Annotated in this window: 14 protein-coding genes and 1 pseudogene; 10 read left to right on the plus strand and 5 right to left on the minus strand. The window is 38.6% G+C overall.

What is annotated here, in order from left to right; translation table 11 throughout:
* Positions 1-101 precede the first annotated feature (101 nt).
* Positions 102-794: a response regulator transcription factor gene (locus CFPU101_RS06335; RefSeq protein ID WP_206814488.1), complete on the minus strand. Its 693-nt coding sequence runs from the start codon at positions 792-794 to the stop codon at positions 102-104.
* 135 nt (positions 795-929) lie between these two features.
* On the opposite strand from CFPU101_RS06335, the gene CFPU101_RS06340 reads away from it, so the two are divergent.
* The 4 genes from CFPU101_RS06340 to CFPU101_RS06355 all read left to right on the plus strand — a co-directional run bounded on the left by CFPU101_RS06340 (position 930) and on the right by CFPU101_RS06355 (position 4413).
* The gene (locus tag CFPU101_RS06340; protein WP_206814489.1) at positions 930-1148 is read left to right on the plus strand and encodes a DUF433 domain-containing protein; all 219 of its coding nucleotides are present in this window, start codon (positions 930-932) and stop codon (positions 1146-1148) included.
* Between the two features lie 43 nt (positions 1149-1191).
* On the plus strand, positions 1192-2565 hold the full coding sequence (locus CFPU101_RS06345) for an ATP-binding protein (protein ID WP_242577799.1): 1374 nt from the start codon (positions 1192-1194) through the stop codon (positions 2563-2565).
* Positions 2566-2829: 264 nt separating this feature from the next.
* Positions 2830-3264 (plus strand): response regulator, encoded by a 435-nt coding sequence (locus CFPU101_RS06350; RefSeq protein ID WP_206814490.1) that lies wholly within the window; start codon positions 2830-2832, stop codon positions 3262-3264.
* Positions 3265-3306: 42 nt separating this feature from the next.
* Positions 3307-4413, plus strand: a complete 1107-nt coding sequence (locus CFPU101_RS06355) for a hybrid sensor histidine kinase/response regulator (protein ID WP_206814491.1) — start codon at positions 3307-3309, stop codon at positions 4411-4413.
* A 14-nt stretch (positions 4414-4427) separates the two neighbouring features.
* On the opposite strand, the gene CFPU101_RS06360 is transcribed toward CFPU101_RS06355, so the two are convergent.
* Positions 4428-5642, minus strand: a complete 1215-nt coding sequence (locus tag CFPU101_RS06360; RefSeq protein WP_206814492.1) for an acetate kinase — start codon at positions 5640-5642, stop codon at positions 4428-4430.
* 180 nt (positions 5643-5822) lie between these two features.
* Between CFPU101_RS06360 and CFPU101_RS06365 the strand changes: the two are divergent.
* The 5 genes and pseudogenes from CFPU101_RS06365 to CFPU101_RS06385 all read left to right on the plus strand — a co-directional run bounded on the left by CFPU101_RS06365 (position 5823) and on the right by CFPU101_RS06385 (position 11113).
* Positions 5823-6985, plus strand: a pseudogene (locus tag CFPU101_RS06365) (transaldolase).
* A 174-nt stretch (positions 6986-7159) separates the two neighbouring features.
* A complete protein-coding gene (locus CFPU101_RS06370) occupies positions 7160-7345 on the plus strand; it encodes a hypothetical protein (RefSeq protein WP_206814493.1) in 186 nt (61 codons plus the stop codon).
* A gap of 45 nt (positions 7346-7390) precedes the next feature.
* Entirely contained in the window at positions 7391-8374 is a 984-nt protein-coding gene (locus CFPU101_RS06375; RefSeq protein WP_206814494.1) for a carbohydrate kinase, read from the plus strand.
* A 140-nt stretch (positions 8375-8514) separates the two neighbouring features.
* Entirely contained in the window at positions 8515-9552 is a 1038-nt protein-coding gene (glpX, locus tag CFPU101_RS06380) for a class II fructose-bisphosphatase (RefSeq protein ID WP_206814495.1), read from the plus strand.
* Between the two features lie 274 nt (positions 9553-9826).
* A complete protein-coding gene (locus tag CFPU101_RS06385; RefSeq protein WP_206814496.1) occupies positions 9827-11113 on the plus strand; it encodes a glutamyl-tRNA reductase in 1287 nt (428 codons plus the stop codon).
* A 32-nt stretch (positions 11114-11145) separates the two neighbouring features.
* On the opposite strand, the gene CFPU101_RS06390 is transcribed toward CFPU101_RS06385, so the two are convergent.
* Positions 11146-11322, minus strand: coding sequence for a hypothetical protein (locus tag CFPU101_RS06390; RefSeq protein ID WP_206814497.1), 177 nt, complete (start codon positions 11320-11322; stop codon positions 11146-11148).
* A complete protein-coding gene (locus tag CFPU101_RS06395) occupies positions 11319-11666 on the minus strand; it encodes a hypothetical protein (protein ID WP_206814498.1) in 348 nt (115 codons plus the stop codon). The genes CFPU101_RS06390 and CFPU101_RS06395 overlap by 4 nt, the downstream gene beginning before the upstream one ends.
* 150 nt (positions 11667-11816) lie before the next feature.
* Here CFPU101_RS06395 and CFPU101_RS06400 point away from each other — a divergent pair, with 150 nt between their 5' ends.
* Positions 11817-12587, plus strand: a complete 771-nt coding sequence (locus CFPU101_RS06400; protein WP_206814499.1) for a YebC/PmpR family DNA-binding transcriptional regulator — start codon at positions 11817-11819, stop codon at positions 12585-12587.
* On the opposite strand, the gene CFPU101_RS06405 is transcribed toward CFPU101_RS06400, so the two are convergent.
* Positions 12578-13828: a glutamate-5-semialdehyde dehydrogenase gene (locus tag CFPU101_RS06405; RefSeq protein ID WP_206814500.1), complete on the minus strand. Its 1251-nt coding sequence runs from the start codon at positions 13826-13828 to the stop codon at positions 12578-12580. The two genes, CFPU101_RS06400 and CFPU101_RS06405, sit on opposite strands and share 10 nt — an antisense overlap.
* Positions 13829-13830 lie beyond the last annotated feature (2 nt).

Raw genomic sequence — 13830 nt, forward strand, 5'->3', positions numbered from 1 at the left:
CCGTGAGGGAAAATAATTTCTGTGATGTGTCTAATCTATAAGCTTAATTTATCTAAATGCAGTCACCATGTATGAATTGTGCAGAATTCGTGCAGAAATTTTCATTTGAGACGATAACCTAAACCATGAACCGTTTCAATAAAATCATCTGGCGCACCTAACGCTTTAAGTTTTTGTCGTAATCCCCGAATATGAGAGTTAACCGTTTCTTCGACTGGAGAATTATCGAGTGACCAAACTTGCTCAATGATACCAGAACGACTGAGAACACGCCGACCATTCGTCACCAATAATTCTAACAAAGCATATTCTTTAGGTGTTAGAGTTAAGGGTTGTTGATTATAAGTCGCTTCAAAGGTACTCGGATTTAAGTGTAGATTACCCCAACTTAATGTTAGATTTGCCGTCGAACTTCCACGTCTTAAATTTGCTCGAACTCGTGCCATCAATTCCCCTAAATCAAAAGGTTTGGTGACATAATCATCCGCACCCGCATCAAGTCCTGCTATCTTATCAGTTACTGTATCACGAGCCGTCAGCATTAAGACAGGCACGGTAGCATTTTGGTAAGAGGGACTATTGGTGTTACTCTGTCGTAAACGTTGACAAAACCGTATTCCATCGAGTTTAGGTAAAGTAACATCTAAAACAACTAAATCATATTTCAACAGTTCTACCCAATTCCACGCAGTTATCCCATCTTTCGCTAAATCAACGACGTACTGACAGTTCGTTAAAGCTTCAGTTAAGATGTCGGCTAACTGGATATCATCTTCAACGACTAAAATACGCATTGTTTATAGATCCGATAAAAAGTTAGAGTGTAAGTAATGATGTGTCAACAATTGTCTTTTAGAGCGATCCCTATATTTTATTTTGCTTGAAAATGATGGGTAAAATGTAAATGTACACTACAAGCTTAAAAACAAATGCTTAGAAATTCTTTAATTATTAATACATCTTCTGAAATTATGGGCGGCACTCCAGTATTTACTAATACAAGAGTTCCAGTACAGACACTTTTTGATTATTTGAAAGCAGGAAAGTCAATTGATGATTTTTTAGATGGTTTTCCAACTGTAACCAGAGAGCAAGTCATCGCTTTGCTTTTTGAGGCTCATCAACAGCTTGTCGATACAGTAGCATAGCATGAAAATTTTTTTAACCAAAAACATTTAACATTTATTATTAATGGCTGGAGCGAATCAAAATAAGTGGATAATCGGTGGTTTTAGTCTAACACTATTACTAATGGGTTTAGTCAGTTTTGCTTCTTATAAAAATATTACTGCGATTAGAGAAAATTCAGATAAAGTACAAACTACTTATGAAATTATTAATAATTTGAGTGATTTTCATGCGAGTATGACGGTTGCAGAATCAGGAAGAAGAGGTTATGTTGCTAGTGGAGATATCGCCGAATTAGAACGATATCGTAAAGCGGTTAGAGAAATCCAGGCTGAACTGAATTTATTACAAAAACAGTTGCAATACGCAGCACCATCTCAACAGCAACAATTAGCAGCATTACAACGCTTAGTCAATCAACGATTAGCATTACTCAAACAATCAATTGATTTGTATCAACGTAATTCATTAGATAGTGTTACACAAAAGGCTATTACCGTAGAAAGCATTAAATTACGAGAGAAAATTTTAGTGATTCTGGCTCAGATGAAAGCAGATGAGGAGCAACTACTGCAAAGCTGGTTAACTCGCTCGCGTTCTCATATTCAATCTAGAGTCCTTTTAAGTTTTGTGGGAACTATTTTAAGTTTTGTTGTTATTGATGGGATTTTTCTAATTCTGTATTATCAATGGAAGCAAGAGCAAGAAATGAGTAGAATTCAACAGGAGTTAAAACAAGAAAAAGAAATAATTGAATTAAAAAACAAACTTTTTTCAATGATATCTCATGAGTTTCGTACCCCTTTAAGTGTGATTCTCTCTTCATCGCAATTATTAGAAAACTCTCTGACCAAAGAGGTAGAACCAAAATTATTTAAAAATATTTATAGAATTCAATCTTCTGTCAAACTAATGAATCAATTTTTAACAGATTTATTAACATTATCAAGAGCAGAATCAGGAAACTTAGAATTTAATTTAGTATCAGTTGATCTAGAAGCTTTTTGTTTAAATTTAGTTGAAAATATGCAATTAATAGCGACTGAGAAACATCAGATAAAAATGAGCAGTGAAGTCGTATGTCAGCGAATTTATCTCGATGAAAAATTATTATATTCTATCTTAAGTAATGTTTTACTTAATGCGATCAAATATTCACCTGAAGGAGGTAGTATTGATTTTATTTTAAAATGTGAAGCCGAAAAAACAGTGTTTCAGATTAAGGATCAAGGTATAGGTATTTTAGTGGACGACCTGCCAAAAATTTATCAACCTTTCTATCGTGGACAGAATGTAGAGCAAATTGTTGGAACAGGATTAGGGTTGGCTGTTGTTCAAAAATGCCTTGAACTCTATCATGGAACAATTGAGGTTGAAAGCAATGTGTACAAAGGTACTCAATTTACAATTACGATACCCCACCTACCCAGAGGCTAAAATCACGTAGATTTTCAATCTGCTAAAAGGCTCATTAGTTTTTCTGTATTAGGATAGATGTAAATTGCTTCATCAAGGCTTCATATTAGGATTAGATATTTACATCTACTTTTAAAATTTATGTCTATAGATAGATTGTTTAAGCTTACAAGTCTTTCACTAATGACCGAAGTATATAAGAGCTTTTTTTGTTTATAATTGTAACGAAAATAACTTTTGAATAATCCGTACAGAATGCGGATTTTTGAATTGTAACTAGCAACTATGGAAGATACAATGATTAACGTCCTGCTGGTAGAAGATGACGAAGTTGATGTAATGAATGTAAAAAGGGCATTTAAAAAAAATAACATTACTAATCCGTTATTTGTGGCTTCAAACGGTCTAGAGGCCCTGAAAATGCTAAAAAGTAGTGGTGATGGAAACCCCCCTATGGTTCCCGCAAATCGTCGCTTAATTTTGTTAGATTTGAATATGCCGAGAATGGGCGGGATTGAATTTTTACAATCACTTCGTTCCGATCCAGACTTAAAAAGCATTCCAGTGGTTGTTTTAACGACTTCTAATCAAGATCAAGATAGAGTAGAAGCATATCAACTTAATGTTGCTGGCTATATTCTCAAACCTGTCACATTTTCTAACTTTGTCGAAACAATGGCAACGTTAAACAATTATTGGACATTATGTCAACTAATTTAAGTGTCTCACGTCAGACCGTAAGCTAACTCTATAACATAGACTATGAATCAAACGCTGAGAATTCTAATAGTAGATGACGATGAAGTTGATCGTATGGCGGTTCGTCGGGCGTTGAAAGTCGATGGACTAAGTTTAAAGATTTCTGAAGCAGGAGACTGTGCCACAGCGATCGCCCAAGTAGATCAACATCCTTTTGATTGTATTTTCGTTGATTACCGCTTACCCGATAGTGATGGTTTGGCACTGGTTAAACAATTTCGTAGTCAAGGGCTAACAATTCCCTTGATTGCCCTGACGGGTCAAGGGGATGATCAAATCGCTGTAGAATTAATGAAAGCTGGAGCGTCGGATTATTTATCTAAATCTCGGATCAATTCAGGAAGATTAGTTCAAACACTTCAAAGCGTGATGCGTCTTCATCAAGCTGAACAAGAAGCAGCACTAGCAACACAGCAAAAAGAAGAATTAGCCAAACAAAGAGAAGATTTTGTCTCGCGGATGACTCACGATCTCAGAACCCCTTTGATCGCTGCTAACCGAATGCTACAACTGTTTCAAGAAGAAGTGTATGGCGATATTACGCCAGAAATGGATAAAGCGATCGCAGTGATTATTCGCAGTAATCATAATTTATTAGAAATGGTTAATAATCTGCTAGAAGTATATTGTCATGAGGCAGGCTATAAACAACTTAATTTTACAAATGTTGATCTAGAAGAAGTTATTTCCGAAGTTGTACAAGAATTAAACCCATTAGCAGAACAAAAACACATCGCCTTAACGGCATACATTGACGACAACGCTAATAGTGTTGTGATGGGTGATCGTGTAGAATTACGACGAGTTTTTATTAATTTAGTGAGTAATGCTATTAAATTTACAGACGAAGGTTATATTAAAATTGAGCTAACCGAACATGATTCTTTAGTAACAGTCCACGTTCAAGATACAGGTTCTGGAATTAGACCAGAAGACCAAGCTGTTTTATTTGAACGTTTCCGACAAGGTAATCATAAACGTTCAACCAGTGGCTTAGGATTATATTTATCTCGTCGAATTATCGAAGTTCATCAAGGCACGATCACGGTACAATCTGAAGTCGGAAAAGGTAGTATTTTTAGAGTTCAGTTACAGGCATCACAAGAATAAATGATATTGTTCTATTAATCTGACTTAAGCTGATGCCAACATTCTTGAGCGATCGCCCAATCTTCCTCAGTATGAATGACCATAATTCGGATAGTTGAATCAGGTGTAGCAATATCCGTATCGACTGGATGGGAATTATTTTTATCTTGATCGATTTTCCAACCCAAAAAGCCAAAGCCATGACAGACTTTTTCTCTGACGATGGGTGCATTTTCGCCGACTCCTGCGGTAAATAAAATCAGATCCGCCCCTTCTAGAGTAGATAACATTTCGCCGATGCCTTTTTTAATCAGATGAATATACATCTTAAAAGCTAATTTTGCTCGTTCATTCCCTTCATCTATAGCTTCTAAGATAGGGCGTAAATCGCCAGAAATCCCCGAAATCCCCTTTAAACCAGACTCTTTATTTAATAAATGATTTAACTGATCAATATCATAAAGATGTTCTTTCATAAGATAAATTAAAATTGCTGGATCAAAAGAACCACTACGTGTTCCCATCATCAATCCTTCTAAGGGCGTAAATCCCATTGTCGTATCGATACTTTTTCCGTCTTTAATTGCCGTCAAAGAACAACCATTGCCCAGATGACAAGCAATAATTTTTAGTGAGGCGATCGGTTTTCCTAAAATTTGGGCAGCGCGGTTAGCACAATATTGATGACTGGTTCCGTGAAAGCCATAACGTCGTATTCCTTTTTGTGACCATTCATAGGGAAGTGGATAAATCGAGTTTTCATCGGGTATCGAGGTATGAAACGCTGTATCAAATACTGCTACTTGGGCAACTCCTAATACCTTTTTGATCGCTGTTATACCCTCTAAATGTGCGGGGTTGTGGGCAGGGGCTAATGGAATTAAATTAGAGATTTCTGCTTCAACTTCAGGTGTAATCAAAGTAGCGGCGGAATATTTTTTACCACCATGTACGATCCGATGTCCAACACAATTGATTTCTGATAAACTTTCGATGACTTTGGTATCGCCTTCTACTAATGTATTTAATAGTTTGGCAATACCTTCAAGATGTTGATCGCCTCGTAATTCAATTTCTTGTTTGACTCCATTGGCATTAACCGTTAGAATGCCAAAATCAGAAGATGCTGTCCAATCGATATCCGCTTTCCACAAAGGTTGAGGAGGATGTTCAGGGAGTTGTTCATCGCTTAACTCATACAAACAGCTTTTTTGACTGCTAGAACCCGCATTGAGAATCAGAATTTTCATCGTCAGTTAAGATACACGCATAATTATTTGTCATGATAGCGACTCTAGGTTAAGAGGGTATAAATTGCTCTTATAGAATTTTTCATCATCAAATCTTAAAACTTTAGCTTTTTGTTAACAATGTACTAGGATTATCTCGTTATATTAGGGGTATTGCGATAAATTTTTTAGGTAGCATTTATGGCTAAAACCCTACTTGATCAACTGAAAGAAGTCACGGTTATTGTAGCTGATACAGGAGATATTCAATCTATTGAAACCTTCACACCACAAGACGCGACAACCAATCCTTCTTTGATCACGGCTGCGGCACAAATGCCCCAGTATCAAGAGATTGTTGATACTACTCTAAGAACGGCTAGAGAGAAATTAGGTAAAGATGCCCCTGCGGTTGAGGTGGCTAAACTAGCATTTGATCGTTTAGCGGTTGCGTTTGGTCTACAAATTCTGAAAATTGTTCCAGGACGTGTTTCAACTGAAGTAGATGCTCGTTTATCTTATGATACTGAAGCAACGCTCGAAAAAGGTCGCTATCTGATTTCTGAGTATGAAGCGGCTGGCATTTCCCGCGATCGCGTTTTGATTAAAATTGCCTCCACTTGGGAAGGGATCAAAGCGGCTGAAGTTTTGGAGAAAGAAGGCATTCACTGTAATTTAACTCTGCTGTTTGGCTTACATCAAGCGATCGCCTGTGCTGATGCGGGAGTAACTTTGATCTCGCCCTTTGTTGGACGGATCTTAGATTGGTATGTTAAAGAAACAGGCAAAGAATACAGTAGCACTGAAGATCCAGGGGTTCAGTCTGTCACCGAAATCTATAATTATTACAAGAAGTTTGGTTATAAAACTGAGGTGATGGGGGCTAGTTTCCGTAACGTTGGCGAAATTTGTGAACTAGCGGGCTGTGATCTCTTAACCATTTCTCCCAAACTGTTAGAGACGTTAAAATTAACTGAGGCTGATTTACCTCGGAAACTTGATCCAGCGATCGCGTCATCTTTGGACATCGAAAAACTGACGATTGATCAAGCCACTTTTAATCAGATGCACGAAGCGGATCGGATGGCTTCCGAAAAACTCTCCGAAGGGATTCAAGGTTTTACGAAAGCCCTAGAAACACTAGAGAAATTATTGGCCGAGCGACTAGCACAAATCGAAGGAACAGCCCTTGTTTGTAATGCTGCGGTGATATCTTCAAATCCTATGATCTTGATGGCGATGGTTTAATTACTCGTGAAGAATGGCTAGGAACGGATGCTGTTTTCGATGCTTTAGACATTAATCATGATGGCAAAATTACAGCCGAAGAAATGGTAGCAGGTTTGGGAGCTTTAGTCTGTTAATTCTTAAATAATTTTTTGATAGGGTGGGCAATTGCTCACCTTTTTTATATTGCGTCTGTATTCATTGATACAAAATAATTAATATATAAAGAAATCAAAACATTTAAGCTATACTTAATTTTTTTCTCAAATCAAATTACTTAACGTATAAGAAATTGAGAAAGGTATGAATCGATGGAAACTGACAAAATCAAAGAAATTATTGACCGAGCTTTAGCCGATGGAATGCTTTCTAGAGCCGAAAGCGACATCATTAAAACGGCAATATATGCCAAGGGACATCCTATAGCCGAACACGTAGAACTTTTTCGGAAACTACAAGAAAAAGTTTGGCAAGGTCAAGTTCTATTAGGTGAATAATTTTTTGTGCGAGTCTAGTATTAGTAGTTTTTTCCAGCTATTCCTATGACTCCTCAAATTTTGTGTTTAGGTGAAATTCTGTTTGATTTATTAGCCGATCAAAGCGATCAAAATTTAAACCAAGTCACCTCGTGGACATCCTATCCTGGTGGCGCACCAGCAAATGTAGCAACTGCATTAGTCAAATTGGGAACCCCATCGGCGTTTATTGGGTGTGTGGGAGAAGACAAAGCAGGAAATGCTTTAGTTCAACTTCTCCAAACGACAGAAGTTAATACCGCAGGAATACAACGTCATCGAAGCGCACCCACTCGACAGGTTTATGTCACTCGTTCAGGGAATGGAGAACGTCATTTTGCAGGGTTTGGCGAAACACCAACGACTGATTTTGCTGATACTCGTTTGGTGAGTAATGACCTACCCAAAATTTTATGGAGTCAAGCCGAATTTTTGGTGATGGGAACTCTTGGTTTAGCTTATCCTGAAACTCGACAAGCCATGTATCGAGCGAGCCAACTCGCCACAAAATATCAAGTAAAAATCGTCATTGATGTGAACTGGCGACCTGTATTTTGGGAAAATGTAGACGAAGCACCACCCTTGATTTTAGATTTTCTGCAATCTGCCGATACGATTAAATGTTCTGATGATGAGGCTCAATGGTTATTTAAGACAGAAGATCCCACAGCAATACAACAACAACTGAAAACCGTTCGAGGGGTTTTAGTAACAGCAGGTGAAAAAGGATGTCAATATTGTATCGGAACTCATCAGGGTCAAGTAGATAGTTTTAAAGTCACTTCAATTGATACCACTGGTGCGGGAGATGGCTTTTTAGCAGGATTTTTACATCAATATAGAGAACAGGGTGAGGCTATTTTTCAGAATGCAGAAATAGCACGTAAAGCGGTGATTTATGCGAGTGCAGTCGGCGCATTAATCACCACAAAACCTGGTGCGATCGCCTCCCAACCCACCACAGAAGAAGTACAAGCGTTTTTAGAGAGTGGCAGGTACTCCGCCCTGTAAGGGGGAGAAAAGCTGCCACCGCCCAGCCGCGGTCAAAAAACCGTGATCTAGTACTGAACTGTCACCCTTTGGATGTACTCTATTAGGAGTAATCAAACCACCTATAGATTCATATAACAGCAGTTGGGAGGATCATTCCTGTGGAAAATACGCTCGGTCTAGAAATTATTGAAGTTGTAGAACAAGCTGCGATCGCATCATCTAAATGGATGGGCAAAGGCGAAAAAAACATCGCCGATCAAGTTGCTGTAGAAGCAATGCGCGAACGCATGAATAAAATCTATATGCGAGGACGGATCGTTATTGGAGAAGGTGAAAGAGATGATGCACCAATGCTCTATATTGGTGAGGAAGTCGGGATCTGTACCCAACCTGATGCCAAAACTTTTTGCAACCCTGATGAATTAGTTGAAATTGATATCGCGGTTGACCCTTGCGAGGGAACTAACTTAGTTGCCTACGGTCAAAACGGTTCAATGGCTGTTTTAGCAATTTCTGAAAGAGGTGGATTATTTGCTGCACCCGACTTTTATATGAAAAAACTGGCAGCCCCCCCAGTTGCTAAAGGTCATGTAGATATTAATAAATCTGCTACCGAAAACCTGAAAATTCTTTCTGAGTGTATGAGTCGTGCGATCGAAGAATTGGTCGTTGTCGTCATGGATCGTCCACGTCACAAAGAATTGATCCAAGAAATTCGTGATGCAGGTGCTAGAGTTCGTCTGATCAGCGATGGTGACGTTTCGGCGGCTATTTCCTGCGCCTTTTCTGGAACGAATATTCATGCTCTAATGGGGATTGGTGCTGCACCTGAAGGTGTAATTTCTGCGGCGGCGATGCGCTGTTTAGGTGGTCACTTCCAAGGGCAATTGATCTATGATCCAGCCATTGTCAAAACAGGTTTGATCGGAGAAAGCAGAGAAAGTAACCTCGCACGTCTCAACGACATGGGTATCACCGATCCCGATCGCGTTTATGATACTGATGAACTAGCTAGTGGTAATACGGTTCTCTTTGCGGCTTGTGGAATCACTCCTGGAACACTCATGGACGGCGTTCGCTTCTTTCATGGTGGCGCAAGAACCCAAAGCTTAGTTATTTCCACTCAGTCAAAAACGGCTCGTTTTGTTGATACCGTTCACCTGTTCGATGAGCCAAAAAATCTACAATTGCGTTAACCTGAGCAATAGATAAGTGTTGTCGATCCCTCAAAAAAACCGTTGATGTAACTAGGTTAGATGTTTTTTTCGACTCAGAAAAGACAGCCGAGGGATCAACACTCAATCTGGGTCAGAACTTGAACCGATTATCATAAAATTTTATAAAGTTTGTTTTCAAATGCTTTTAATCAGGCCCATATTAAGTCTAAATTGCATTCTACAGAGAAATTTTTATCATCTATCCATAGTATTTCACCTTACTTAGCAGCCAGAAGATTAAAAAGGAGAACACATGAATATTGTCGTGGTGGGCTTAAGTCATAAAACAGCCCCTGTCGAAATTCGGGAGAAACTCAGCATTCAAGAAACCAAACTCGAAGAAACCTTGACTCACCTCAAGAGTTATCCTCACATTGAAGAAGTCGCAATCATTAGTACCTGTAACCGTCTAGAAATTTATAGCGTGATTACCGATACTGAAAAAGGAGTGGTCGAAATAATTCAGTTCTTATCCGAAATTGGTCATATCTCCATCCCACAACTACGACGCTATCTCTTTATTTTGTTACACCAAGACGCAGTACGCCATCTGATGCGTGTAGCAGCAGGTTTAGAAAGTCTTGTCCTTGGTGAAGGTCAAATCCTAGCCCAAGTTAAAAATACCCATAAATTAGCCCAGAAATATGAGGCACTCGGACGCTTATTGGATCGTCTGTTTAAACAAGCAATGACCGCAGGCAAACGAGTACGCACTGAAACCAGCATTGGTACTGGTGCAGTTTCTATCAGTTCGGCCGCCGTAGAATTAGCCTATGCGAAGGTAGAAAATCTCGCCATCCAAAAAGTAACAATTATTGGAGCGGGTAAAATGTCTCGTCTCCTCGTACAGCACCTCATCGCTAAGAATACATATCAGATTACAATTGTCAATAGATCGCAGCGTCGTTCCGAAGAATTAGCCAGTCAGTTTCCCGAAGCAACCCTTAAGCTTTGTCCCCTCGAAGAAATGATGAATGCGATCGCTACTTCTGATATCGTTTTTACTAGCACTGGGGCAACCGAACCCATTGTCGATAAAGCAAAGTTAAACGGAGTTTTAAGCGAACAACAGTCATTAATGCTGATTGATATTTCAGTTCCGCGCAACGTACACGCCGATGTATATGATCTGGAGAATGTGCGAGCCTTTAATGTAGATGATTTAAAAGCCGTCGTTGCTGCAAACCAAGAAAGTCGTCGCAAAATGGCCCAAGAAGCCGAAGAATTATTAGAAGAAGAAGTCGCCTCTTTTGAATTATGGTGGCGTTCCCTTGATACGGTTCCTACCATTAGTTGTCTACGAACCAAAATCGAAACGATTAGAGAACAAGAACTCGAAAAAGCTTTATCACGTCTTGGAACAGAATTCGCTGAAAAGCATCAAGAAGTCATCGAAGCCATGACTAGAGGTATTGTTAATAAAATATTACATGAACCGATGGTACAACTACGGGCGCAACAAGATATAGAAGCGCGAAAACGTTGTTTACAATCCTTACAAATGCTATTTGATCTTGATGTCAGCGAACAATTAACCTAAATGAATCGATAGGGACGTGTTACGATGCGTCTCTATTTTTTGCTTTTTAGTAAACGTTCGCGTTTTTGCTGACGTACTTCTGCTTCAAGCTTTGCCAAGATTTCCTCTAGCTGTAAGTTATGTAATTCTAATTGACGATTAGTTTCTCTTAAGCGTTCTAAGGCTCGTTGACGAGATAGTTCATCAGGATAAGGATAAGATGAATTCATGACGATAAATTCCAAACTTCTTTAATTTCTCTAATACTGGCATTAGAACCTGCTAGATTAGCTGAGGCTTGCTCAATTGCTTGCGCTAACAAGTCTAGCATAGCATTAGAGGCAACAGGTTGAGCTTCTAATACAGTTAACAGAATTGAATTTAAGCGAGAATATGAAATTCTCTGTCTTTCTCTTGCACTTTGCAACTCATCTAATTCAGTAATTGTTCTCTCTGTTTCTCCGTAGCGTTCAAAAAGTAACCATTCTGTCGCTGAGGCATCTTCTATTCCTTCTGCAAGTTGTCTTAGTAATTGAAAAATTAAAGTTAATGTTTCATCAGTTAATTTTGCCATTCTTCAGCTAAATGTAATAAATAATTTTTTTATAGTAGCCTTTGATTGTAATTTATTTTATTGATTTTTAGAGTAAAGTACATCCTTTAGATATGCTGTATTTTCCAATTTATAGTAATCTAGAAAAAAACATTACTACTGATACTCTTGATGGCAGGACATAGTAAGTGGGCGAATATTAAACGTCAAAAAGAGCGAGTCGATCAAAAAAAAGGAAAGACATTTACTCAATTATCCCGCGCAATTATTGTAGCAGCACGTAACGGGATACCAGACCCTGCAGGAAATTTTCAACTCAGAACCGCTATCGAAAAAGCCAAAACCGCAGGTATTCCCAATGATAATATCGAACGCGCGATCGCTATTGGTTCAGGCAAATACAACGATGGCACCATTTTAGAGGAAATTCGCTACGAAGGCTATGGCCCTGGTGGAGTAGCTATTATTATTCAAGCTTTAACCAATAATCGTAACCGAACGGCTGCTGATTTAAGAGTGGCTTTTAGTAAAAATGGCGGTAACTTAGGTGAAACAGGTTGCGTCAGTTGGATGTTTAATCAAAAAGGTGTGATTTTGCTAGACGGAGAAATAGAAGAAGATTTACTTCTAGAAGCATCCGTAGAAGGTGGTGCAGATAGTTATGAATATTTTGATGATGAAGATGGGAAAGGGGTAGAAGTTTTTACAGAAGTTGTTAATCTAGATCACTTACAACAAACTTTACAATTTAAAGGACTACTTGTAGCAGAAATCGAATTACGCTGGATTTCAAGTAATATGATTGAAGTCAGTGATCCAGAACAAGCTCGATCGCTCCTTAAACTCATCGATACTTTAGAATCCTTAGATGATGTCCAAAATGTCACTTCTAACTTTGAAATGAGTGAAGCATTAATGACAAGCAGTGTAAGTTATCCCTGAACGACTTGTTTAAGCGTCGTAAACGTCTCTAAACTAATTAAACCTCTGCGTTGACCTTTTTGATTAGAAACGCCTAAAAAAACCGATTCTCCCTGTTTGGGATTGCGAGAAAAACGAGGTGATGAATTAATATAAACCAAAGCACAATCACTATTCATGGCAAATTGTCGGCTTTCTCGATAAGATTCTGTAACAATACAATCGGCATGACCACTACTATTACTATTGATCCATGCGATCGCGCTAGATAAATCTTCGACAATTTTAAAGGCAACAACTTTATCTAAATACGGTTTACTCCATTCTGTATCGGATGCTTTAATCAAATAATCGGGAAAATTTGCGACTAAATCAATATCCCCTTTGAGGATAAAGCCCTTTTCTTTCAAATTGTTAAATAATCTTCCCAATAATGACGGATTGTGCTTAGTACTAATTAAAACTTTTTCAATACTATTAACGGGATCAGGAATACTCGTATGACTATCGATAATGATATGGCGAGTCAGTTCTAGCTCCCCACTCGGTGACCAATATAAATAACAATTTCCCATCGCTGATCTTAAAACGGGAACGGTGGCTAGTTGACTAACTCGACTAATTAAACTCGGACGACCATAGGGAATGACAAGATTAATATACTGATCTTTGTTGACTAATTGATCAATGCCATAAGTGTCATCAGAATCAATCAATTGCACACAATTAACGGGCAGTCCAGTATCTTCTAAGGCAGAGTGCAGAATATTGGCAATAATTCTACTAGAATGACTCGACGTGCCACAACCTCGTAAGATTAAACTATTACCAGTTTTAATGGTAAATCCAGCCGCGATCGCACCTAATTCGGGAAAAGCTTCATAAATTAAAGCAACCACCCCTAAAGGCATTCTTTGACAATAGGTTTGTGAGGGATTGAGTTGATAGGAGGCGTTGCTGACTTGTAAAATCGGATCGGCTGCTTCTGCAAGTTGCTCTAGAACTTCTACTGCGACTTCGAGACGGAGTGGAGTTAATTTCAGCCATCTTAAGATCTGTTCAGACACCGCTAATTCCCGACTCGTTTCTAAATCTAGGGTATTAGCTTGTAAAATCTCGTCAAAGGCTAATTTGATGCCTTGAGACATGGCTTTTACGGCTCGACTGCGTTGAGTCCCTGTACAAGTTCCTAGGTCTAGAAACGCTTGATAACTCTGTTTAACAGTCGTCAGGATTGGATCAGATATAATTTCTGCACTCATAA

The sequence above is a fragment of the Chroococcus sp. FPU101 genome, assembly GCF_017312365.1.
In the GTDB taxonomy this organism is placed as follows: domain Bacteria; phylum Cyanobacteriota; class Cyanobacteriia; order Cyanobacteriales; family Microcystaceae; genus Chroococcus.